Raw genomic sequence first — 22,542 nt, 5'->3', positions numbered from 1 at the left:
GATCCGAGCATGACGTTCCGAATCCTGCTGGCCGCCGCCCTGGCGCTGCCGTCGCTGGCGCAGGCTGCCGATGCCCCGCCGCTGGACGAAGTGCTCGACCGCCACTTCCAGGCGCGCGGCGGGCTCGATGCCATCCGCGCCCTGGACAGCTACCGTACGACGGGCACGATGACCACCGCCGGCATGACCATGCCCTACGTCACCGAAGCCAAGCGCCCCGGCAAACTGCGCGTCGAGTTCTCGGCGCAAGGCATGACCGGCATCCAGGCGGTGGATGGCGACAGCGGCTGGCAGGTCATGCCGTTCATGGGCATCCTGCAGCCGACGCCGATGGGTGAGGAGGACCTGCGCAATTTCCGCAGCCAGGCCGACATCGATGGGCCACTGGTGGACTGGGAGGCGAAGGGCCACCAGGTGGAAGTCGTCGGCTATGGCGAAGTCGATGGCGCCGAAGTCGTGACCTTGAAGATCACGCTGAACAATGGCGGCGAGATCCTCAGCCACCTCGACAGCGAGCGTTACCTCGACCTGAAGTGGCAGATCTCCACCACCATGCAGGGCCGCCCGGTGAAGGTCGGCATCGATTTCGGCAACTTCCGCCGGGTGGGCGCGCTGACGCTGCCACATTCGATGACGCAGACGATCGAAGGCATGCCGGGTGCGCAGTCGTTCGTGATCGAAAAATACGAACTGGACGCACCCATCGACGACAGCCGTTTCCTCATGCCGGCCGCCGCCGGCGCGAAGACAGAAGAGGCTGCATCCGCGGGAGAATGACCCGGTGATGGCCGGTGCAAAGCGGGCGCTACCGGGCGGCCGCTTCGCCGGAAAGCGTCCAGAATCCGCGCGTGGAGCCGGAATCCGTTGAAATCGCGGCCAGCCGACCACAACTGAACGGACATCGCCGCTGCGTTCGTGCATCGCAGCATCCCGTTTCCCGCTGTGGCATCCTGCCGCACCGGTCTTCAAGGTAGCCCTGCTGTGTCAAACTCGGCCCGTTCCCTGCCTGACGTCGCGTACGTCGCCCAGCCCGGCCTGTCCGGTCGGCTCGACTGGGTCGGCATGGACGACATCCAGGCGCCGGTCATGCTGGTTGGCGAAGATGATCAGCCGATGCGGTTCCCGGCGCGTGTCGGGGCTTTCGTCGACCTGGCCCGGCCCGACCAGCGCGGCATCCACATGTCGCGCCTGTACCTGCATGTCGACCAGGCCCTGAGTACGCAGGCCGTCAAGCCGGCGCTGCTGCGCACGCTGCTCGACGGTTTCCTCGCCTCGCACCGCGACCTGTCCAGCCGGGCGCTGCTGCGCATCCGCTTCGATTACCTCGTTCGTCGCCGTGCGCTGGTGTCCGACAACGCCGGCTGGAAGTCGTATCCGGTCGTGCTGACCGCGAAGCTGGAAGGTGGCCGCTTCGATCTCGAACTGGGGCTGGAAGTCCTGTACTCCAGCACCTGCCCGGCATCCGCCGCGCTGGCACGGCAGCTCATCCAGCAGCGTTTCCGCGCCGATTTTTCCACCCAGGACCTGCTCGCGCGCGAACAGGTCGCCGAATGGCTGGGCAGCGAGCAGGGCATCTGCGCCACGCCGCACAGCCAGCGCTCCAGCGCCGAGGTGAAGGTGCGGCTGCGCGAAGACGTGGAAAGCCTGCCGTTCGTCGACCTCATCGATTGCATCGAATCGGCGCTGCAGACGCCGGTCCAGACCGCCGTGAAGCGCGAGGACGAGCAGGCCTTCGCCGGCCTCAACGGCGGCAACCTGATGTTCTGCGAGGACGCGGCGCGACGCATGCAGTCCGCCCTCGATCGCGACGCACGCATTACCGACTTCTGGCTGCGCGCCAGCCACTTCGAAAGCCTGCATCCGCACAACGCCGTCGCTGTCGCCAGCAAGGGCGTGCCCGGCGGTTATCTTGGCGGCTCCACGGTCTGAAGCCAGGACGCGGTCCAGGTCTTCATCGCCAGCGACCGGGTCGTCGGCTCCGCGCCATGGCCGGGACCCCGCCGCGGGCCGGTCAGTTTTGTTATAAACTAACGCCCTGTTTCGAGCGGATGCACATGGCCCTTTCTTCTTCGGTGTGGCAGCGCGGTGTGGATCGCCTGGGCGTCGGTGCCGCCTGGCTGTGTGCTGTGCATTGCGCGGCATGGCCGCTGCTGCTGGCATTGTTGCCCGCCCTGGGTGCATGGAGCCTCGCCGGCCTGGAAGAGGGTTTCGTGGTGTTCGCGGCCATTCTCGGCCTGGGCAGCCTGATCACCGGCTATCGCCGGCACCGTACGTTCCGCGCGTTCTGGTTCCTGATCCCCGGGCTGGTTCTGCTGGCCATCGGCGCCTTCAGCGAGCTGCACGACGACGTGGTCTGGCATGCGGTATTCATGACCGCAGGTGGCGTGCTGGTGGGCGCCGCGCATCTGGTCAACCTGCGCCTCAGCCACGGCCATGTCCACGACGCGTCGTGTGGACACCTGCCGGCGGCGCATTCGCTGGCGCCCCCCGGTGTGATGCCGATGCGCGCCGTCGAGCCGGAGCGCCGCGCCCTCTGACGCGGGCGCGGCCTGCACCGCAGGCGGGCGGATTGGGCAACGGCGGGCGGTCGCGCTATCGTCCCGCTCCTGTGCGATTTGAACCTGGTGAAGCCATGACATCCCGTTCCGTAATGATTACTGGCGCCGCGGGCGCGCTCGGACGTGCCGCCGTCGCCACCTTCCGCGCGGAAGGCGCACATCTGCTGCTCGTCGATCGCGAGCTGGCGTTGCTGTACGACGCTTTTCCCGACCTGGTCGGTGATGACCACCATGTCCTCAGCGCCGGCGACGTCACCGACATCGCGTCGATGCAGTCCGCGGCCATGTCCGCCGTCGACGCCTTCGGCCGCGTCGACGCGCTGGTGCATATCGCCGGCGGCTTCGAGATGGGCGAGAGCGTGCACCAGCTCAGCCGCGAATCCTGGCAGCGCATGATGGACCTCAACGCCTGGTCGTTCGCCGCCTGCACGCATGCGGTGGTGCCGCACATGCTGGCCGCGGGCCGCGGGGCCATCGTCGCGGTGTCTGCGCGTTCGGCGGCGCAGGGCGTCGCGCAGATGGGCGCCTATGTGGCGTCGAAGAGCGCGCTGCAGCGACTGGTCGAGACACTGTCGGCGGAAGTGCGCGAAAAGGGCATCGCGGTGAACAGTGTCGCGCCCAGCATCATCGATACTGCGGCCAATCGTGCCGCGATGCCCGGCGCCGATTCGGCGCGCTGGGTGTCACCGCATACGCTGGCGGAGTCACTGCGTTTCCTGTGTTCGGAAGCGGCGTCGGCCATCCATGGCCAGCATCTGGTGGTATCTGGCCTCTCCTGACGCCGACGGCAAGCCGGGGCCACCTTGCGGCAGGCCCGGCTTGCGTTTCCTCAGCAGCCGGGTCTGCCGGCGGCGCACTCGAAACCGTCCCTGAAGAGGATGTCGCCGCTGGGCAACACCTCCGTGGTTTCGCTGCGACTGTTGTTGCCGCCGTACGGATCGGGCGTGTCGCTCGATGCCGTTGCGGTGGCCTCGATCGGTCCCTCGGCGGTGACGGCGATCATCGCCTCCACGCTGAGCAGCGGGGCGATGACACCGGCGGGCAGATCGCCGTCGAGCTGGCATTCGACGTCGCTGCCGGATGCGGCGCAGGACCAGTCCAGCCCCGACGGACCCGGATCGACGTAGCGCGTGCTGTACACGGCTTCCGGCGGCAAGGCGAGCTGCACCCGGGTGTTGGTCGCCGCACCGGGTCCCATGTTGCTGACGCCGATCACCCAGGTGAGCGCGGTGCCGGCGGTGACCGGATCGGGAACGTCGGTGAGCACCAGGGCCAGGTCGGCACCAGCGGCCGGCATGACGCAGTTGTAGCAGGCCAGCGCGAAGTCCTGTGCATTGTCGGCACCCGCGTTCGGCAGTGCGTTGCCGGCGATGTTCGCAGCCAGCACCTCGATGTCGATATGCCCCTGGTGCTGGTCGGCGCGCAGGAAGGCGCCTTCGCTGTTGTTGCGCGTATCGGGCGTGCCGCCGGTGGCCGACCAGCCGGCGTTGAACACATTGCCCAGGTAAAGGCTGTCGTCCGCGGCGGTCACGCGCAGGTCGAGGTCGTTCACCCAGCCCGGCGTGGCGCCGCCAAGTCCGGGGCCAGGCGCATCCGTCCAGACCAGCATCACCTGCATCGGTGCATCCGGGTCGGCGGCGGCCAGGCGGACCTGCCAGGTTTCACCGCTTTCGGCGAAGACATGGGTCTGGTCGATGTGGACGACAGGGTGGTCCGGCGCCAGCACCTTGTGCGGTTGCATGCGTCCCCATCCCTGCGTACTGGCCGGACGCGGCGCGATCACGTTGCCGTCGGCGTCATTGTTGCCGGTGAGGTCACGCGTGATGGCGAGGAACGAGGCCTTCACCATGGCCGGGCTGGGATCGCTGCCATAAAGCTTGCGGTAGTACTGGAAAAACAGGCCGCTGGCGCCGGCGACATGCGGAGCGGCCTGGCTGGTGCCGCCCTGCATGGCGTAGCCGCTGGTCCCCGCGGATGATTCCGTATAGCGGCTGTTGGCGATCATGAAGGGTATGAAGCGCCCGTCCAGTGCCGGGCCATGCGCACTGTTCTCGGAAATGTCGTTGTTGCGCAGGTCCTGCGTTTCCGCGCTGACCTGCGCCCAGGCGGAACCGATGGTGAAGATGTTCTTCGCCTCGTCGGGCACACCCTGCGAGCTGGTGCCGCCATAGCCGTTGTCGATGGCAAGCACGTACAGCAAGGGCTGGTCGCCCGGCGCATCGGCATCGGCGTCGCGACTGCCGATATCGACCTGGCGTGCCGTGCTTTCGTATCCGGCGGGGCCACCACCACCCCAGCTGTTGTTGGAAAGCACCGCGTTGTTGCGTACCGAGTCGCGCATGCGATTGAGGTACTGCGGCGCCGTAATCGCGTTCGTGTAGCGCTGTTCGACCAGTCGGGCACCGGGCGCCATGCCCAGGCCGCGCAGGAAACCGCCGGTGTTGAGGGTGCCGGACGAGCCGTCCGCGACCATGATGCCGGCGACGTGGGTTCCGTGCGCACCCGACTGGGCGCCGGTGCCGCAGCTGGGGGCGCCATTGCAGGGCAACATGCGGTTGACCAGGTCCGGATGGTCCGCCTGGGTGCCGCTATCCACGCAGGCGAGGATCACGCCGCTGCCGTCGACGCCGATGTCGTCGAGGTAATCGCGATAACCGGGAAACGCGGCTCCACTGCCGTCGACATTGCCGCTGTTGATCTGCACGCTCATCTCGCTGCGGTTCTGCGGTACGGCGACCGGCTGCACGCTGTAGATGCCGGGCAGGGTGGCGATATCTTCCAGCTCGCCCGCATCGACGATGATCTCGATCACCTCGAAGTGACGATCCATGTGGCCGCGACTGATCACCTCGACGTTGCGCGCGGACAGCGCGTCGTCGATCGACGGCAGTCCCGGCCGTGCCAGCAGCTCGACGGTGACCGGGCCGGCGGCGCGCCCGCGGAAAGGTGGTGCATAGCGGTAGTCCGGCAGGAACTCGCCGACCCAGCGAACGCCTTCCAGTTGCGCGGCGCGGCGGCTGCTTTCCGCATCGGCCCAGACTACGTAGGTGTAGGGATGGATGTACTGCACCGGCTCCATGCCGGCTTCGGCCAGGCCCTTCAGCCAGGCGCTGCGCAGGGGACCCGTGAACTGGACCAGCCGCCAGTCGTCGCCCGGCTGCGGGGACCAGCTGCGCCGGATGCCCGGCGGCGGCGCGCCGTCGCGCAGCGGATCGAAGCGCACCCCACCGAGCGCCAGCTCGAAGGCGTCGTCGGCGGCATGCACCTCGATGCCCGCCGCTCGCAGCGCCGCCGCGTCGTCGGCGGGCAGTGCCAGCCAGCGGAAGTGCGAATAGTCCTCGCCGCCACGGAAGTGCGCTGCCGCGGCGGCGTCCGGACCTGCATGGACACGCCACCAGCTGCTTTCAGTGGCGCCGGCGTGGGCGCTGCCTGCGCCTGCCAGAGCTGCGGGGATGGCCAGCCGAAGCAGGTAGGTCGGAGTATTCCGCATCGTTTCGTCTCCCGTTTTTCGAGGCCGTCGCGGCCTGATGGGGCGCGAGGCAGTCGCCCGCGCCGGATGTCGCTCCCTGAACATGAATGTGGAGCGGACGCCGGAAACACGACATTGGCAGCGCCCGGCCGGCATTACAATGCCGCCATGGCCCTTCTGAACATGCACGGCGTTGACTTCAGCGTCGGCGGTCCCCTGTTGCTTGAACACGTCGACCTGGCGATCGAACCCGGCGAGCGCATCGCGCTGGTCGGGCGCAATGGCGCCGGCAAGTCCACGCTGCTGAAACTGCTGTCGGGCGAACTGAAACCGGACGACGGCGACATGCGCGTGCAGGGCGGCGTCCGCATCGCCCGCCTCGAACAGGAAGTGCCGGCAGGACAGGGTGGGGATGTCTTCGACGTCGTCGCCGGCGGCCTGGGCGAACTTGGCGACTGGCTGGCCCGCTACCACCATCTGCTCGACGCCGAAGACCTCGACACCGAGGCGCTGGCGCAGGTGCAGGCGCGCATCGAGGCCGCCCAGGGCTGGACGCTGGACAATCGCGTCACCGAAACACTGACGCGCCTGGGCCTGGACGGCCGCGCGCGGTTCGATGGCCTGTCCGGCGGCATGAAGCGCCGCGTCCTGCTGGCGCGGGCGCTGGCGTCGGCACCGGACATCCTGCTGCTCGACGAGCCAACCAACCACCTGGACATCGAGTCGATCGACTGGCTGGAAGGTTTCCTCAAGGGCTTCGCCGGCGCACTGGTGTTCGTCAGCCATGACCGCCGCTTCGTCCGCGCGCTGGCGACGCGCATCGTCGAGATCGACCGTGGCCAGGTCACCAGCTGGCCGGGCGACTGGGACAACTACCTGCGGCGTCGCGACGAACGCCTGCACGCGCAGGCGCTGGAGAACGCCCGCTTCGACAAGATGCTGGCGCAGGAGGAAGCGTGGATCCGGCAGGGCATCAAGGCGCGCCGGACCCGTGACGAAGGCCGTGTCCGACGGCTGAAGGCGATGCGCGCCGAGCGCGCGCAGCGCCGTGAGCTGCAGGGCAACGTCAGCCTCGGACTGGCGGAAGCCGGGCGGTCCGGGCGAAAGGTGGTCCAGGCACGGGGCCTGCACTTCGCCTACGGCGACCGCGTGCTGGTGCGCGATTTCGACACCACCATCCTGCGCGGTGACCGCATCGGCCTGATCGGCGCCAACGGCAGCGGCAAGACCACGCTGCTGCGCCTGCTGCTCGGCGAACTGAAGGCGCAGCGGGGCGAAGTGGAGCTGGGCACGCAGCTGCAGATCGCCTATTTCGACCAGCACCGTGCCAGCCTGCGCGAGGACTGGAACGCGCTGGACAACGTCAGCCAGGGCCAGGAATACGTCGAGGTGGGTGGCGTCCGCAAGCACGTGATGGGCTATCTGCAGGACTTCCTGTTCACGCCGGACCGCGCACGGGCGCCGATTACCCGCCTGTCCGGCGGCGAACGCAACCGCCTGCTGCTGGCGCGCCTGTTCGCGCAGCCGGCGAACCTGCTGGTGATGGACGAACCGACCAACGACCTGGATGTCGAGACGCTGGAGCTGCTCGAGGAACTGCTCGGCGAGTACCCGGGCACGCTGCTGCTGGTCAGCCATGATCGCGACTTCCTCGACAACGTCGTCACCTCGACGCTGGTGATGGAAGGCGATGGTCGCGTCGGCGAATACGTCGGCGGCTACAGCGACTGGTTGCGCCAGCGGCCGGCGCCGGCGGAACCCGCTTCGACGGCACCCCGGCAGGCAGCCGGCAGTGGCGCGCGCGAGCCCGGAAGCAACGCCGGACCTGCTGCGGGCGCGCCGGCGCGGCGCAAGCTCAGCTACAAGGATGCGCGCGAACTCGAACAGCTCCCCGGCCGCATCGAAGCACTGGAAAGCACCATCGCCGCGCTCACCGCGGAGATGACGGATCCGGCCTTCTACCGTCGCGACAGCGCCGCGATCATGGAACACAACGCGCGCCTCGGACAGCTGCAGGCCGAGCTGGAAGCGGCCTATGCGCGCTGGGCGGAACTGGAATAGAGTTGTTCACCGGTGCCGGCGGGTCCGGCCATGGAGGAGCTGCGATGAAGCGCGCACTGTTCTGGATGGTGTTGCCGGCCGTGGTCGGCATGCCGGTCCATGCCGCCGAGGTCGATCTCTCGCGTCTGTACGGCAAGGTCAGGATCGTCGAGCACTTCGCCGACTACAAGGTGAAGATCGTCGATCATTTCGCCGACCTGCACGTGCAATGGGTTGACCATTTCCCCGATTCGGCAGGGAAATGGAAGCGGGTGGACAACTTCCCGGATTTCACCATCCAGATCGTCGACCATTTCCCCGATTTCACGATCAAGCTCGTCGACCACTTCCCCGGCGTGCCCTGACGTCGTCGCCCACCAGGCCGCGGCGCTTTACCTGCGGCATCGGTGCCGCTACTTTCCGGCCATGGCTACGGCTTCCGACGGCGAGGTCACGCAACTGCTGCATCGCTGGCGCGACGGCGACCGGAGCGCGCTCGAGCGGCTGCTGCCGATGGTCTATGCCGAGCTGCGGAGGCTGGCCGCCGGCCAGCTGCGTGGCCACGCCGGCCACACCACGATGCAGGCTACGGCGCTGGTCCACGACGTGCTGCTAAAGCTGCTGGACCGGCCGGCAGCCGATTTCCACAACACCGCGCACCTGATCAATGCCGCCGCGCTGATGATGCGTCAGACCCTGGTCAGCCGCGCTCGGGCGGCGGCGACCGGCAAGCGCGGAGGCGGCTGGCGCCGCGATGCCTTCACGGCCGCACTCGACCTGCCGATTCCCGATGGCACCGATCTGGCCGAACTGGACCAGGCGCTGACGGTGCTGGAATCGATCGACGCCCGCATGAGCAAGGTCGTCGAACTGCATTACTTCGTCGGCCTGGACATGCAGCAGGTCGCCGACACGCTCGGCGTCGCGCGACGCACCGTACATCGCGACTGGGCGACCGCGCAGGCATGGTTGCGCTCGAGGCTGTCCACCTGAGCCGGGTCGATCCGGCTCCCCTCGTCGCCAACGATCATGGACCTCGACGATCCGCGTCTGCTGAAGCTGGTTCGCGCCGCGCTGGAACGGCAGCCCGGTGACCGCGGCGATTTCGTTTCCGCCCAGTGCGCTGGCGACGCGGCATTGCTTTCCGCCGCCGAAGCGCTGCTGCGCGACGCCGAAGCGATTGAAAGCGGCACCGCGACATGGGTGCATGGCGACGACGACCGCCCCCGTGGCGCCGCCACGGACGCCATGCTCGGCCAGCGCCTGGGGCCGTTCCGCATCCGGGAGCGCATCGGCCGCGGTGGCATGGGTGTTGTCTACCGCGGAGAACGCGAGGAGGGCGGCTTCGCGCAGACGGTGGCGATCAAGTTGATCCGCCGCGGTTTCGACTACGACGATGTGCAGCAGCGCTTCCTGCGCGAGCGCCGCATCCTCGCGCGGCTCAGCCATCCCAACCTGGCGCGACTGGTCGACGGCGGCGTCACCGCCGACCAGCGGCCCTGGTTCGCCATGGAGCTGGTGCAGGGGGAGTCCATCCGCAGCTGGTGCGACCAACGGCGGCTGGACGTGCGCGCCCGCGTGCGGCTGTTTCTCGATGTCTGCGCGGCCGTGCAGTACGCACACACGCAGCTGGTGGTCCACCGCGACCTGAAGCCCGGCAACGTGATGGTGGACGAGCAGGGCGTGGTGCGTCTGCTCGACTTCGGCATTTCGCGGTTGCTGCACGATGAAGCCGAAGCCGAGTTGACGATGACGGCGGCGGGACCGTTGATGGCATTCACACCGGAATACGCCGCGCCCGAACAGCTGGCGGGCGAGCCGGCCGGCGTCGCCGCCGATGTATATGCCCTGGGCGTGATCCTCTACGAACTGGTCAGCGGCGCGCTCCCGCATGACGTCGACCGGCATGACCTGCTGGCCGCGCAGCATCGCATGCGTACCCGGCCGGTGCCTTCGCTGGGCACGGCGATCCTTCGCGGCGCCGATGCCGGCGGCGGCGACGAAGACGAAACGGTGACGCAGCGCCTGGCGCGTCGCGGCCAGGCCATGCGCAGCTACCTGTCCGCCGTGCGCGGCGATCTCAACCGCATTCTCGGCAAGGCGCTGGCGGTCGAGGTGCCGCAGCGCTACGCCACGGTCGACGCCTTCGCCGACGACCTGCGCCGCTGGCTCGCCGGCGCACCGGTCAAGGTGTCCGGCCGCGGCTGGGCCTACCGCCTGCGCAAGTTCGTGACCCGGAATGCCGTCGCGGTATCGCTGGTGGTCGCGCTGCTGGTCGGTCTGCTGGTTTCGCTGGCCTGGGCGCTGGAGCGCGCGTACAGCGAGCGGCAACAACGCGAACTGGCGCAGACCGAACTGAAACGCAGCAACGCGGTGCGTGACTACATCGCACTGATGTTCCGTGTCGCCGCCGATCGCGAAGGCGAGGGCGACGTCAGTGCGCGCGAGATCCTGTCGCGCAGCAGCGCGCGGCTGTTCTCGCAGTTCCGCAACGACACGGGCACCGGCTACACCACGGCGCTGATGGTGGCCGAGCTGTACCTGGCGATGGGCGACACCGAAGGTGCGCGGCCCCTGCTGGAACGCATCCTTTCGGCATCCGGCCCACAGGCCGACGCCGACACGCTGGCGCGGGCGAACGCGTTGCAGGGCCAGCTCGAATACCGGCGTGGCCAGCCGGACCGCGCGCTGGAACATCTCGACCACGCCCAGGCGATCTGGCGCAGGGCGCCGGCGCGCAATGCGCTGGCGATCAACGACAGCCAGGGCATGCGTGCGCAGATCCTGCGCGGCATGGGCCAGCTCAACGAGGCGCTGGCCATCCAGCAGGCGGTGATCGAGGAGCGCCACAGGCTGCTGCCGACGCCGGACGAGGCGCTGGCCGACGCCTACAACAACCTCGCCATCACGCTGATGGCGGCTTTCCGTTTCGACCAGGCGGGCGAAGCGTCGGATCGCGCGCTGGCCATCCAGCAGGCGCTCGACATCGGACAGAGCGGCAGCAGCAACGCCATCGCGCTGCTCGGCACGCGCGCCAGCATCCTCACCGCGCAGGGACGCCATGCCGAGGCGGAGTCAACCTATCGCGAACTGATCGGCCTGCGCGACCAGCTCTATGGTGAGGCATCGCTGGATAGCGCACTGCTGCTCGGCAGCCTCGGCACCAGCATCCTCTACCAGCAGCGTTACGAGGAGGCGGCTGAAACCCTGCATCGCGCCGTGACCATGGCCAGCGGGCAGGGCGGAGGCGACAATCCTTCCATCCTGACGCTGCGCATCGCGCTGGCCGGCAGTTATGCGCGCATGGGCCGTGGCGACGACGCGCTGGCGGTGCTGGCTTCCGTGCAGGAACGCCTCGATGCGCAGGGGGGCAATCCGTCGTTGCAGGCGATGCTGCATGCCGGTCGAGCACGTGCGCTGCTGGCTTTGCGGCGGCTGCCGCACGCGCGCGCCGCGCTGGCCGACGCCGAGGCCAGCTACGCGGCGATGGGCGTGTCGGGCGACCAGTTCAACGCCTGGCTCAAGCCGCTGCGCACCGACATCGAGGAAGCCGGCCAGCGCCGCTGACCCGTCCGGTCAGGAGACCAGGTCGACGGCATCGCCCCCGTGCAACCGCCCCAGCAGCACCCGCGCCGCCGCGATGCGCTGCGCCGGCGCCGGCAGCGCCGCCTTGATGCGCAGCTTGTCCTGGCCGTCGAAGGCATAGGTCTTCGGTTCGGCCTGGACCATGCGGATCAGGTTCAGGGGATCGAAACCCGGCTGCGGATTGAAGATCACGCGGCCGCCGTTCTCGCCGAATTCCAGCTTGCGGACGCCGAGGATGGTCGCGCGCAGCTTCAGCGCCGTGACCGCGAACAGGTTCCTGACCTGGTCGGGCAGCAGTCCGAAACGGTCGATCATTTCCACCTGCATCGCGCGCAGGGCGTCGTTGTCGGCGCAGGTGGCGATGCGCTTGTACAGCATCAGCCGCGTGTGGACATCGGGCAGGTAGTCGTCAGGGATCAGCGCCGGCAGATGCAGCTCTACCTCGGCGCCGTGATGGCTGGTGTCGTCGAGGTCGGGCACCTTTCCGGACCTGATCGCGCGCACCGCGCGCTCTAGCAGTTCGGTGTAGAGGCTGAAGCCGATCGCTTCGATCTGGCCGCTCTGTTCCTCGCCGAGCAGCTCGCCGGCGCCGCGGATCTCCAGGTCGTGCGTGGCGAGCATGAAACCGGCGCCCAGTTCCTCTAGTGACGCGATCGCTTCCAGGCGCTTCTCGGCATCGGCGGTCATCGCCTTGCGCTCCGGTACCAGCAGGTAGGCAAAGGCGCGGTGGTGGCTGCGGCCGACACGCCCGCGCAACTGGTGCAGCTGCGACAGGCCGAAGGTGTCGGCGCGATTGATGAGGATGGTGTTGGCAGTGGGCACGTCGATGCCCGATTCGATGATGGTCGAGGCGACCAGCGTGTTGAAGCGCTGGCGGTAGAAGTCGGCCATCACCCGCTCCAGCTCGCGCTCCGGCATCTGGCCATGCGCGATCTGCACGCGCGCTTCGGGTACCAGTTCAGCCAGCTCGCGGGCCTGCTTTTCGATGGTCGAGACGTCGTTGTGCAGGAAGTACACCTGGCCGCCGCGACCCAGCTCGCGCGCGAAGGCTTCGCGGATCAGCGCCGGATCCCATTGCGTCACCAGCGTCTGCACCGCGACCCGGGCCTTCGGTGGCGTGGCGATGATGGACAGGTCGCGCAGGCCGGTCATCGCCATGTTCAAGGTGCGTGGAATGGGCGTGGCGGTCAGCGTGAGCAGATGAACTTCCGCGCGCAGCGCCTTCAGGCGTTCCTTCTGGCGGACGCCGAAGCGCTGTTCCTCGTCGACGATGACCAGGCCGAGGCGATCGAACTTCACGTCCGGCGACAGCAGGCGATGGGTGCCGATGACGATGTCGGTCTTGCCTTCGGCCACCGACTTCAACGCCGCGTTCACTTCCTTGGCGCTTCGGAAGCGCGACAGCAGCTCGATCTTCACCGGCCAGTCGGCAAAACGATCGCGGAAGTTGCGGTAGTGCTGTTCGGCCAGCAGTGTCGTCGGCACCAGCAGCGCGACCTGCTTGCCGGCGATGGCGGTGGCGAAGGCGGCACGCAGCGCGACCTCGGTCTTGCCGAAACCGACGTCGCCGCAGATCACCCGGTCCATTGGCCGCGGTTGCGCGAGGTCGTTGAGCACGGCGTTGATGGCGACGGCCTGGTCCGGCGTCGGTTCGAAGGGGAATCCGGCGGCGAACTGTTCGTACATCGTGCGGTCCGGCTGCACCGGTTCGCCGCTGCGGGCCGCCCGCCGCGCCTGGATTTCCAGCAGTTCGGCGGCGACGTCTCGGATCTTTTCCGCCGCCTTGCGCTTCGCCTTCGACCACTGCTCGCTGCCCAGCGTGTGCAGCGGCGCGGTCTCGCTGGAACCGCCGGTGTAGCGGCTGACCAGGTGCAGGCTGGCCACCGGCACGTAGAGCTTGTCGCCACCGGCGTATTCGATGGCGAGGTATTCGTTGGGCATGCCGCCCGCTTCCAGCGTCACCAGGCCCTGGTAGCGGCCGACGCCGTGGTCCTCGTGCACGACCGGGGCACCGATGGCCAGGTCGGTGAGGTCGCGCAGGATGGTTTCCGGATCGCGTGTCGTGCTGCCGCGGCGGCGCTGGCCGGGGCGCGCCCGTTCGCCGGCCAGCTCGGCATCGCTGAGCACGACCAGTGCCGGCGAGTGCAGCGTGAAGCCGCCGGACAGCGGCAGCGGCGCGATCATCGGCCGGCGCGCGCCACCCTCCGCCTGCGATACGCGGGCCACCACATCGGCCCAGTCGGCGGGCGCATCGCAGTCGATGCCGTGTTCGCGCAGCTGTTCGGCGAGCGCTTCCTTGCGGCCGGTGGAATCGACGGCCAGCAGCACCGGCTGGTCGGCATGGCTGCGCAGGAACGACGCGAGCGGGCCGCCTGGCGCCTCGCCGCGCGTGGCGGCCGGCAGCGGCGGCGCCGTCGAGACCGCCAGCGTGCTGCGATGAGGACGATCTTCCGCGGCCAGCTCGACGCGCGCGTGGCGGTTGAGCTGCTGGCGCAGCGCTTCTTCGCCCAGCAGCAGCTCGTCAGGACGCAGGATCGGCCGCACCAGGTCGTGGGCGCGGTTGTCGTAGCGCACCTGAGCCTGGTGGACGACCCGCGCCGCCGCTGTCGGGATGTCGCCCGCCAGCACCAGCAGCGTGTCGTCGGGCAGGTAGTCGAACAGCGTTTCGGTGCTGTCGAAGAACAGCGGCAGCCACGATTCCAGCCCGGCCGGCGTCAGTCCATCCTTGAGATCGACCAGCAGTTCCACGCGGCGTGGATCGGCTTCCGGGAAACGGTCGAAGAAGGCATCGCGGAAATCCTTTCGCGCCTGTTCGTCCAGCGGGTACTCGCGGCCCGGCAGCAGTTCCAGGCGCTCGATGCGATCGGTCGAGCGCTGCGTTTCCGGATCGAAGCCGCGGATCGAATCGACGGTGTCGTCGAACAGTTCGATCCGCACCGGCGTCGCCTGGCCCATCGCGAAGATGTCGAGCAGGGCGCCGCGGACGGCAAATTCGCCGGGTTCCGTCACCTGCGGCACATGCCGGTAACCGGCGTGGACCAGGCGCTCCTGTTCGGCAGCCAGGTCGAGGCGGTCGCCGGTCTGCACCTGCAGTGTGCGGCCATGGACATACCGGCGTGGCGGCAGGCGCTGGATCAGCGTCGATACCGGCACTACCACGATGCCGTGGCGCAGGCGCGGCAGCGCGTTCATCGCCGCGATACGACGCGAGACGATGTCCGGATGTGGCGCGAACAGGTCGTAGGGCAGGATTTCCCAATCCGGGAACTGCGTCACCGGCAGGTCGCCGGCAAATACCGCCAGGTCAGCTTCCAGGGCATGCGCGGCCGGCGTGTCGGCGGTGATCGCCAGCACGGGTGCCGACAGCGAACGTGCCGCCTCGGCCAGCGCAAGTGCTAGTGCCGCGCCCGGCGGCGGAGCCACCCAGGCGACCTGCTGGCCGGCCTTGGGAGTGGGAAGGGAAATCGGACTCATGCGGAACCTGTTCGGTGTGAAGCGGGAAAACGCCGCCGCCCGCAACGCGGTGGCGGGCACCGTGCGGGAAACGTCAGCGCCGGGATGACCCGGCCGCGGGGATTCTAGCCTGCTGCCCCGGCCGCCATCGCCGGACCGAGGGCGGTGCGTGTCCGCCGGAAACAACAAGACCGGCGCGGGGCCGGTCTGTCGGATGCCTGAACTGGATGGTCGGGGAGACAGGATTTGAACCTGCGACTTCTACGTCCCGAACGTAGCGCTCTACCAGGCTGAGCTACACCCCGACGTTCGGCGAGCCCGGAATAATAGTGGCACCCGAACGCGCTTGCAACGGGGGCGGCGACAGAAGTCCGGGGGAGGGGCCGGATTTGCTAATCTTGTCGCGATTCCCTCGAGGTCGCCCATGAGCCTGGTCCAGCCGCGTACCCTACCGGGTGCGCTTGAACTGTTGCCGCGCGAGCAGATCGCCTTCCAGCGCCTGCTCGATACCATCCGCGCCACCTATGAGCGCTTCGGCTTCCTGCCGATCGAGACGCCGGTGATGGAGCTGACCGAGGTGCTGCTGACCAAGGAGGGCGGCGAGACCGAGCGGCAGGTGTACTTCGCGCAATCCACCGGCGACCGCGAGGCGGGACGCGAGCCGGAGCTGGCCCTGCGCTTCGACCTGACCGTGCCGCTGGCGCGTTACGTGGCGCAGTACGAGCACCAGCTGGCGTTCCCGTTCCGGCGCTACCAGATCCAGCGCGTCTACCGCGGCGAGCGCGCGCAGCGCGGGCGCTTCCGCGAGTTCTACCAGTGCGACATCGACATCGTCGGCAAGGACGAGTTGCCGGTGCGTTTCGATGCCGAGCTGCCGGCGGTGATCTACAGCCTGTTCACCGAGCTGGGCTTCGGCGGTTTTCGCATCCAGATCAACAACCGCAAGCTGCTGCGTGGCGTGCTGGCGGCGCTGGGCATCGCCGAGGGCGAACCGCAGACGCTGGTGCTGCGCGAGGTCGACAAGCTGGACAAGCGCGGCCCGGAGTATCTGCGCGATACCCTGCGCGAACGCTTCAGCCTGGGCGACGACATCATCGGGCGCCTGCTGGCGTTCGTCGGCACCCGCTCGACCAGCTATGCCCATGCGCGCGGATTGCTGGCCGATCTGGAGCGCGATCTGGCGCATCCGCTGCTGGCACAGGGCGCCGCTGAGCTGCGCGAAGTGCTGGACCGGCTGGTCGACTTCGGCGTGCCCGATTCGCACGTGTGCCTGAACTTCGCCATCGCGCGCGGCCTGGACTACTACACCGGTACGGTCTACGAGACGATCCTCACCGATCACCCCGAGATCGGCAGCGTGTGTTCGGGCGGCCGCTACGACGACCTGGCCTCGCACTACACCAAGTCGCGTCTGCCGGGCGTGGGGCTGTCCATCGGTGCCACGCGCCTGTTCTGGCAACTGCGCGAGTTGGGCCTGTACAAGGACGCCGAGTCCACCGTGCAGGTGCTGGTCGCACTGATGGACGAAAGCCTGCTCGGCCCGGCGCTGCAACTGGCCACGCGCCTGCGCGCCGCCGGCATCGCGGTGGAAGCGCAGCTGGAAGCGGCCAAGCTCGCCAAGCAGCTCAAGTATGCCGATCGCGCCGGCATCCGCTTCGTCGCCCTGCTGGGCAGCGACGAGCTGGCCAAGGGCGTGGTTTCGGTCAAGGACATGCAGAGGGGAACCCAATTCGAGGTGGCGGCGGACGAGCTGGCGGCCACGCTGGAAGTGGAGATCGCCCAGGCGCGGGCGATGGCCGGAGTGCCGCGCGCATGAGCACGATCCGTCTGGATGGCCGCGATCTCGGCCGTGGGCATGTGGTGTCGATCGCGCGCGCCGACGCGCGCGTGGAACTGGATGTCGCCGCCCTCGACCGCGTGCGCGCGACCGCGGATTTCCTGGCCGAACAGCTGGCCCGCGGGGAACCGCTGTATGGCGTCACCACCGGCTTCGGCAGCAATGCCGACAAGCTGCTCGGCGAGCGTCGCCAGCGGCCGGCGCACCTGTCCGGCGCCGATGCCGACGAATCCCTGGTCGCCGAGTTGCAGCGCAAGCTGATCGAGAGCCATGCCGTGTGCGTGGGCGAACCGCTGCCGCGCGACGTCGTGCGCGCGATGATGGCCATCCGCGTCAACACGCTGCTGCAAGGACACTCGGGTGTGCGTGCCGAGACGCTAGAACAACTGGTGGCCTGCCTCAACGCCGATCTGCTGCCGGTGATTCCGGCGCAGGGCTCGGTCGGCGCCAGTGGCGACCTGGCGCCGCTGTCGCACCAGGCACTGATGCTGCTGGGTCGCGGCGAAGCCTTCCTGCGCGGCGAACGCATGCCGGCCGGCGAGGGCCTGGCCGCCATCGGCCTGCGGCCGCTGGTGCTGTCGTTCAAGGAAGGCCTGGCGCTGAACAACGGCACCACGCTGATGCTGGCCATCGGCGTGCTGGCGCTGGACGACATGGAGCGCCTGATCAAGACCGCCGACATCACCGCGGCGCTGTCGATGGAAGCCTTCTGCGCGCGCAGCGCGGCGCTGGATGCGCGCGTGCACGCGGCGCGGCCGCATCCCGGGCAGATCGCCACCGCCGACAACCTGCGCCGCCTGCTCGACGGCAGCGGCCTGATCGACCAGCCCTATCACCAGGCGCCGCGCTTCCATCCCTGGTCCGCCGAAAGCTGGCCCGACGGCGCGGCCTCGCGCGAGAACTTCGACCTGCGCTGGCGCTGGGTGCCGCTGGGCGAGCGCGCCGGGCGCGAAGCGTTCTTCCAGCGCAACCTGCCGTTCCGCGGCGGCAAGAAGGCGCAGCCGCAGGACAGCTATTCACTGCGCTGCGTACCGCAGGTGCACGGCGCCGTGAAGGACGCCCGCGCACACGCCGCGCGCGTGTTCGAGATCGAACTCAACGCGGTGACCGACAACCCGCTGGTGTTCCCGGAAGACGGCAGCGTGGTCTCCGCCGGCAACTTCCACGGCATGCCGCTGGCGCTGGCGCTGGCGCACCTGAAGAGCGCCTTGCCGGTGCTGGCCTCGATCGCCGAGCGGCGCATCGCCAAGCTCACCGACCCGGCCACCAGCGACGGCCTGCCGCCGTTCCTGATCGCCAATCCCGAAGGCACAGACTCCGGCCTGATGATCGTCCAGTACACCGCCGCCGCGCTGGTCAACGCGCTGGCCACGCGCGCGCATCCGGCCGCCGTCTATTCGGTGCCGACCAGCGCCAACGCCGAGGACCACGTGTCCATGGGCGCGACCGACGCGCTGGATCTGCTGGCCATGCTGCGTGATGTCGAGCAGGTGCTGGCGATCGAACTGTTCACCGCCACGCAGGCGCTGGAGCTGCGCCAGCGCATGCTCGATGCCGCCAGCGCGCTGGCCGCCGATCCGCAGCGCCTCGCGGCGAAGATCGACCGGCCGCTGGCGCTGGCGCCGGAAGCCGAAGCACGTTTCGGGCAGGAGCTGGCGGCCTTCGCCGGCGACCTGCGCGAGCGCGGACCGGCGCAGGGTGGCGCCGCCGCCGAAGCAGTGCTCGCGGCGGTCCGCCGGTCCGGCATCAGCTTCCTCGACTACGACCGTGTCCTCACCGGCGACCTGGCCACCGCCGCCGATCTGGTGCGGCGAGGCGTCCCGGTGCGCGAAGCCGAAGCCGCACTGTCCGCACCGCTTTCCGTGTAGACGGGCTGCGCGCCCTCCCGGCGGTTCCGTTCGCGACGACCTGTCGCGAACGGGGTCAGTTTTCGCGCGAAACAACAAGCTGCCCGCGACTGGCGCGCCGCCAAGGGCATGAAGCCGGTCGTCACGGTGTGGTCTTGTTTCAACTTCGCGCTAGTATCCTGCCGGCAGGGCGGGCGTCCGCCGTAAGGGAGCGTGAGCATGTTCCACTGGCGCGGCTGTGCGCGATTGCGGATGCCGATTCACCAATTCGCGGCGTTGCTGCAACGTGAACTGTCCCGCGTTGGTGCGGGCGCCTGGGCCTACGACCCTCACGCGCAGACACTGCAGGGCCCGGACGGTGACGGGCTGCAACTCTACAATGTCTGGCGCGCGTACCAGGTATCACCACGCGGCGGCCGTCGCCAGGTCGTACAGGATGTCGTGAGCATGATGGCTTCCGCTCCGGCCACGCGTCGCGCACCGCAGCTGTGGACGATGGCCCGCAACCGGGTGTTTCCGGTCATCCGCGTCCTGTCCGATGACAGCTTCTTCGCGCTCGATGCGCAACTGCGCGGGCACGAGAGGAACGAGCGGCCACCGGCGATTCCGCTGGCAGGTGACCTTGGCATCCGACTGGTCTTGGACTACGAGTACGACGTCCAGCACGTGACCCTTGAAAATATCCAGACCTGGGGCGTGGACGTCGACACCGTCATGGTCGAGGCGATGGCCAATCTTCGAGGATTGCCTGCGCCGCACTGGGTGCGCGACGCCGCCGGGTTCTGCGAACTCCACGGCGAGCCCGGCTACCAGGCATCCTTCCTGCTGCTGGACAAGGTGCGACAGCAACTCCCGTTCGCGGCCGATGCGGTCTATGTAGTCAGTAACCGTGGCCTCCTGTTCGCGGCCGACGGCACGCACGAGCGTGCCTGCAAGGCCATGATGGACCATGTCGCGAAGTGCCATGAGGAGCAGCCCTGGCCCATGTCGGCGGCGGTACTTCGGCAAGACGCGCAGCAGGCCTGGCAGGTTGCGGTCCTGACGGGCGAGGCGGAAGTCGCCGCACACAATTGCCGGATCATGCGGCTGGCCATGGATTACGCGGAACAGGCACAACTGCTGCGGTGGCTCCACGAGAGCGAAGATCGGGACGTCTTCGTCGCGACGACGGGCGTCATGGAACTTCCTGGAGATCAGGGCCGCTTGCGGACCTGGTGCACCTGGCCTTCGGGCTGCGAGGCCGAGCTGCCGCAGAGCGATCTGGTGGCGGTCGCCGACGTTCCCGCAGGCAGGCCCGACGCGACCGGAGATGGCGTCCTGGTTACATGGAACGACTTCGCCGACATCTGCGCCGGACTCCTGCAGGCACCAGTCCATGCACCACCGCGGTATCCAGTCGCTGGCGCGGTCGATGCGGCGCAGTGGCAGCACCTGCGCGAGCGCGCGATCACCGTGATGGAAGGGGCCATGGCCGAGACCTGACGCCGGCCACCGGTCGCCGCGTGGCGAGGGCGCAGCTCACGCCATCGCACGCAGCGCGTCGGGGACGTGGAGTGGGCCGGCGCCGGGGCGGTAGGCGGCGCCGAGCGCGCGCTGCAGGAAGGCGATGGCGTGGCCGGCCGCTTCGAGTTGTGAATCACCCCGGGCCAGGCGGGCGGCAATGGCCGACGCCAGCGTACAGCCCGTGCCGTGGCCTTCGATCGGCAGGCGCCGGTGCTGCCAGGTATGGCATTGGCCATCGCGTTGCAGGAACAGGTCGGTCAGGGTGTCGCCGGGCAGGTGGCCGCCCTTGAGCAGTACGCCGCCACGGACCTGTGAAAGCAGCGCCAAGGCGGCTTCGCTCTGCGCATCCTCGTTGTTGATCTGCCGTCCGAGCAGGGCTTCGGCTTCCGGAAGGTTCGGCGTCAGCACATCGGCCAGCGGCAGCAGCCGACGGCGCAAGGCATCGAGGGCGCGGCGTTCGGACAGGCGGGCGCCGGAACTGGCGATCATGACCGGGTCGAGGACGATGTTGACTGCCGCGCGTTCGGCAAGCACCTCGGCGACGGTTTCGATGACCGGCACCGTGCCGAGCATGCCGATCTTGACGGCCTGGATCGGGAAATCGTCGAACAGCGCGTCGAGCTGGGCGCGCAGGAAGCGTCGCGGCGGGCGATGGATCGCCGTCACGCCGCGCGTGTTCTGGGCGGTGAGGGCGGCGATCGCGCTCAGGCCGTGGCAGCCCAGGGCCATGAAGGCCTTGAGGTCGGCCTGGATGCCGGCACCGCCGCCGGAATCGGAGCCGGCGATGGTCAGGACGACGGGACGAGGGCGGTTTGGCAGCATGTTGTTTTTTTCAGACATCTCTCGGCTCAAAAAATGCGGATTCCCTGCAACATCGGGCTTGACAGCGTGTTGCGCGCACGCCATTCTGTGGCCCGTACACCACAGCGCTCATTTTCAACTCCGAATCTCCTAGGGGTATGCCGGTAGCAACAGCAAACCATTTCAAGGGAGTCGCCGGCCTCGTGCTCGCGCTCCCTTTTTCCTTTTCTGCCCTGGCGCAGAACGGGGAGACGGGTGGTTATGCCTTGCTGCAGCAGGCGATGGTGGCTGAACACACACAGGCGAGCTGGCAGGAATACGCCCGTTCGCGCATCGTACCCGAGTTCGACTGGGCTGAACGGCCCGCCACGCAAGCGCCCGATCTGATGAGCCTGGCCTTTGCCGGCACCTCGCGTTCGCGCTTCGGCAATGGTCGTCTCGGCATGAGTCTTGAATCCTCGCGGTCCTCCTTCACGGAACTGGGCCGCGGTGGCAATGGCGCCTTCGCACCGCTCAAGTTGAGCGAGATCGGCGCACTTGGCCTGCGCCAGGAAATCTTCAGTCCCGGCGTGGTCGCACAGACCCGCTTCGGCCAGGTTGAACTGGGCGCCGTCTTCGCCTACCAGCGTTATGCCTCGTGGGACTTCGGCTCCTTTAGTGGCAGTGAAGTGGGCCTGGGCGTTCTCGGCGACACTCACGGCCGTACGGAATCCTCGTTCGGCCAGGGCGTTCGCATCGGCATGGCCGGCCAGCTGGGCCAGCAATGGGGTTACCGCTTCGGCTACCGGTCGAAGATCGACATGGACGCGTTCCACACCTACCTCGGTGTGTATTCGGAGCCGGGCCGGTTCGACCTGCCGGCGACCGTGTCGGCGGCGCTCGATTACCGCATCGCGCCGCGCACGACGCTGTCCTTCGGTATCGAGCAGGTGCAGTACAGCGATGTACAGCCCTTCCTGAGCCCGAACCTGCCGAACAGCTTCCTTGCGCTGCTGGGCGATGGTTCCAGCCCGGATTTCCGCTGGCGTGACCTGACCATCTACAGCGCCGAGTGGCGCTGGCAGCCGAGCGGCAAGGACACCTTTGCCCTGCGCTATTCCACGCGCCAGCAGCCGACGCCGACTTCGCCGGCGCTGCGTCGCGCGCTGGCCGATGATTTCACCCACCACAACTACGCCGTCGGCTACATCCGCCGGCTGACCTCGAACCTGCAGCTTGGCCTGTCGGCCAGCTACGCACCGGCCAGTTATTTCCTGGGCCAGATCGATCCGTTCCTGCGGCCGTACCGCAGCGGCGAACAGATCGAAACCGAACTGCTGCTCACCGCGCTGTTCTGAACCGGCGCCCGCATGCCGGGCGAACCGTGATCGGCCCGATGGCTTCCGGGCGCTGCGCTGCCGGCGATACCGATTTCGACTGGCTTGATTTCGCCGTCCCGACCCTGCGGAC

The 22,542-nt window shown here is 68.4% G+C and carries 14 protein-coding genes, 1 tRNA gene and 1 pseudogene; 12 read left to right on the top strand and 4 right to left on the bottom strand.

Annotation, left to right across the window (positions count from 1 at the left end):
* Positions 1-9 precede the first annotated feature (9 nt).
* The 4 genes and pseudogenes from EDC25_RS04935 to EDC25_RS04920 all read left to right on the top strand — a co-directional run bounded on the left by EDC25_RS04935 (position 10) and on the right by EDC25_RS04920 (position 3,337).
* Positions 10-777, top strand: a complete 768-nt coding sequence (locus EDC25_RS04935) for a hypothetical protein (RefSeq protein ID WP_123521604.1) — start codon at positions 10-12, stop codon at positions 775-777.
* Positions 778-981: 204 nt separating this feature from the next.
* The gene (gene folE2 / locus EDC25_RS04930; protein ID WP_123521605.1) at positions 982-1,929 is read left to right on the top strand and encodes a GTP cyclohydrolase FolE2; all 948 of its coding nucleotides are present in this window, start codon (positions 982-984) and stop codon (positions 1,927-1,929) included.
* Positions 1,930-2,054: 125 nt separating this feature from the next.
* Positions 2,055-2,459: pseudogene (locus EDC25_RS04925) on the top strand (MerC domain-containing protein); the annotation flags it as partial.
* Between the two features lie 173 nt (positions 2,460-2,632).
* Positions 2,633-3,337: an SDR family NAD(P)-dependent oxidoreductase gene (locus EDC25_RS04920; protein WP_123521606.1), complete on the top strand. Its 705-nt coding sequence runs from the start codon at positions 2,633-2,635 to the stop codon at positions 3,335-3,337.
* 50 nt (positions 3,338-3,387) lie between these two features.
* Here the strand turns inward: EDC25_RS04920 and EDC25_RS04915 are convergent, their stop codons facing one another.
* Positions 3,388-6,048 carry a S8 family serine peptidase gene (locus EDC25_RS04915; protein ID WP_164483989.1) on the bottom strand — a complete coding sequence of 887 codons (2,661 nt, stop codon included), beginning with the start codon at positions 6,046-6,048 and terminating at the stop codon, positions 3,388-3,390.
* 147 nt (positions 6,049-6,195) lie between these two features.
* Between EDC25_RS04915 and EDC25_RS04910 the strand changes: the two genes are divergently transcribed.
* The 4 genes from EDC25_RS04910 (at position 6,196) to EDC25_RS04895 (ending at position 11,634) form a co-directional block, all read left to right on the top strand.
* Complete coding sequence (locus EDC25_RS04910) at positions 6,196-8,088, top strand: ATP-binding cassette domain-containing protein (protein WP_123521608.1); 1,893 nt, start codon at positions 6,196-6,198, stop codon at positions 8,086-8,088.
* Positions 8,089-8,132: 44 nt separating this feature from the next.
* On the top strand, positions 8,133-8,432 hold the full coding sequence (locus EDC25_RS04905; protein ID WP_123521609.1) for a 7(1) septoil knot domain-containing protein: 300 nt from the start codon (positions 8,133-8,135) through the stop codon (positions 8,430-8,432).
* 61 nt (positions 8,433-8,493) lie between these two features.
* A complete protein-coding gene (locus tag EDC25_RS04900) occupies positions 8,494-9,060 on the top strand; it encodes an ECF-type sigma factor (RefSeq protein ID WP_123521610.1) in 567 nt (188 codons plus the stop codon).
* 36 nt (positions 9,061-9,096) lie between these two features.
* Positions 9,097-11,634, top strand: a complete 2,538-nt coding sequence (locus EDC25_RS04895; protein WP_132577276.1) for a serine/threonine-protein kinase — start codon at positions 9,097-9,099, stop codon at positions 11,632-11,634.
* A gap of 9 nt (positions 11,635-11,643) precedes the next feature.
* On the opposite strand, the gene mfd is transcribed toward EDC25_RS04895, so the two are convergent.
* Together mfd and EDC25_RS04885 are read right to left on the bottom strand one after the other, a co-directional pair.
* On the bottom strand, positions 11,644-15,126 hold the full coding sequence (gene mfd / locus EDC25_RS04890; RefSeq protein ID WP_123521613.1) for a transcription-repair coupling factor: 3,483 nt from the start codon (positions 15,124-15,126) through the stop codon (positions 11,644-11,646).
* 207 nt (positions 15,127-15,333) lie between these two features.
* Positions 15,334-15,410 (bottom strand) — tRNA-Pro (locus EDC25_RS04885).
* Between the two features lie 125 nt (positions 15,411-15,535).
* Here EDC25_RS04885 and hisS point away from each other — a divergent pair.
* The 3 genes from hisS (at position 15,536) to EDC25_RS04870 (ending at position 20,271) form a co-directional block, all read left to right on the top strand.
* Positions 15,536-16,921 carry a histidine--tRNA ligase gene (gene hisS, locus EDC25_RS04880; protein ID WP_123521650.1) on the top strand — a complete coding sequence of 462 codons (1,386 nt, stop codon included), beginning with the start codon at positions 15,536-15,538 and terminating at the stop codon, positions 16,919-16,921.
* A complete protein-coding gene (locus EDC25_RS04875; RefSeq protein ID WP_123521614.1) occupies positions 16,918-18,810 on the top strand; it encodes an HAL/PAL/TAL family ammonia-lyase in 1,893 nt (630 codons plus the stop codon). The genes hisS and EDC25_RS04875 overlap by 4 nt, the downstream gene beginning before the upstream one ends.
* Before the next feature lie 198 nt (positions 18,811-19,008).
* Positions 19,009-20,271, top strand: a complete 1,263-nt coding sequence (locus tag EDC25_RS04870; protein WP_132577275.1) for a DUF1444 domain-containing protein — start codon at positions 19,009-19,011, stop codon at positions 20,269-20,271.
* Positions 20,272-20,307: 36 nt separating this feature from the next.
* Here the strand turns inward: EDC25_RS04870 and thiD are convergent, their stop codons facing one another.
* Positions 20,308-21,114, bottom strand: coding sequence for a bifunctional hydroxymethylpyrimidine kinase/phosphomethylpyrimidine kinase (gene thiD, locus EDC25_RS04865; RefSeq protein ID WP_123521651.1), 807 nt, complete (start codon positions 21,112-21,114; stop codon positions 20,308-20,310).
* Between the two features lie 182 nt (positions 21,115-21,296).
* On the opposite strand from thiD, the gene EDC25_RS04860 reads away from it, so the two are divergent.
* On the top strand, positions 21,297-22,430 hold the full coding sequence (locus EDC25_RS04860; protein WP_132577274.1) for a hypothetical protein: 1,134 nt from the start codon (positions 21,297-21,299) through the stop codon (positions 22,428-22,430).
* Positions 22,431-22,542 lie beyond the last annotated feature (112 nt).

The organism is Pseudofulvimonas gallinarii, from assembly GCF_004343305.1.
Lineage (GTDB): Bacteria > Pseudomonadota > Gammaproteobacteria > Xanthomonadales > UBA2363 > Pseudofulvimonas > Pseudofulvimonas gallinarii.
Note: the sequence above shows the minus strand (reverse complement) of the source record. Positions and strands in the feature narration are given on the sequence as shown.

What these genes read in the sequence shown, in the direction of transcription:
- EDC25_RS04935 (WP_123521604.1), top strand. Translation starts at nt 10, where the DNA reads ATGACGTTCCGAATCCTGCTGGCCGCCGCCCTGGCGCTGCCGTCGCTG.
- EDC25_RS04920 (WP_123521606.1), top strand. Translation starts at nt 2,633, where the DNA reads ATGACATCCCGTTCCGTAATGATTACTGGCGCCGCGGGCGCGCTCGGA.
- EDC25_RS04915 (WP_164483989.1), bottom strand. Translation starts at nt 6,048, where the DNA reads ATGCGGAATACTCCGACCTACCTGCTTCGGCTGGCCATCCCCGCAGCT.
- EDC25_RS04910 (WP_123521608.1), top strand. Translation starts at nt 6,196, where the DNA reads ATGGCCCTTCTGAACATGCACGGCGTTGACTTCAGCGTCGGCGGTCCC.
- EDC25_RS04905 (WP_123521609.1), top strand. Translation starts at nt 8,133, where the DNA reads ATGAAGCGCGCACTGTTCTGGATGGTGTTGCCGGCCGTGGTCGGCATG.
- EDC25_RS04900 (WP_123521610.1), top strand. Translation starts at nt 8,494, where the DNA reads ATGGCTACGGCTTCCGACGGCGAGGTCACGCAACTGCTGCATCGCTGG.
- EDC25_RS04895 (WP_132577276.1), top strand. Translation starts at nt 9,097, where the DNA reads ATGGACCTCGACGATCCGCGTCTGCTGAAGCTGGTTCGCGCCGCGCTG.
- mfd (WP_123521613.1), bottom strand. Translation starts at nt 15,126, where the DNA reads ATGAGTCCGATTTCCCTTCCCACTCCCAAGGCCGGCCAGCAGGTCGCC.
- EDC25_RS04875 (WP_123521614.1), top strand. Translation starts at nt 16,918, where the DNA reads ATGAGCACGATCCGTCTGGATGGCCGCGATCTCGGCCGTGGGCATGTG.
- EDC25_RS04870 (WP_132577275.1), top strand. Translation starts at nt 19,009, where the DNA reads ATGTTCCACTGGCGCGGCTGTGCGCGATTGCGGATGCCGATTCACCAA.
- thiD (WP_123521651.1), bottom strand. Translation starts at nt 21,114, where the DNA reads ATGCTGCCAAACCGCCCTCGTCCCGTCGTCCTGACCATCGCCGGCTCC.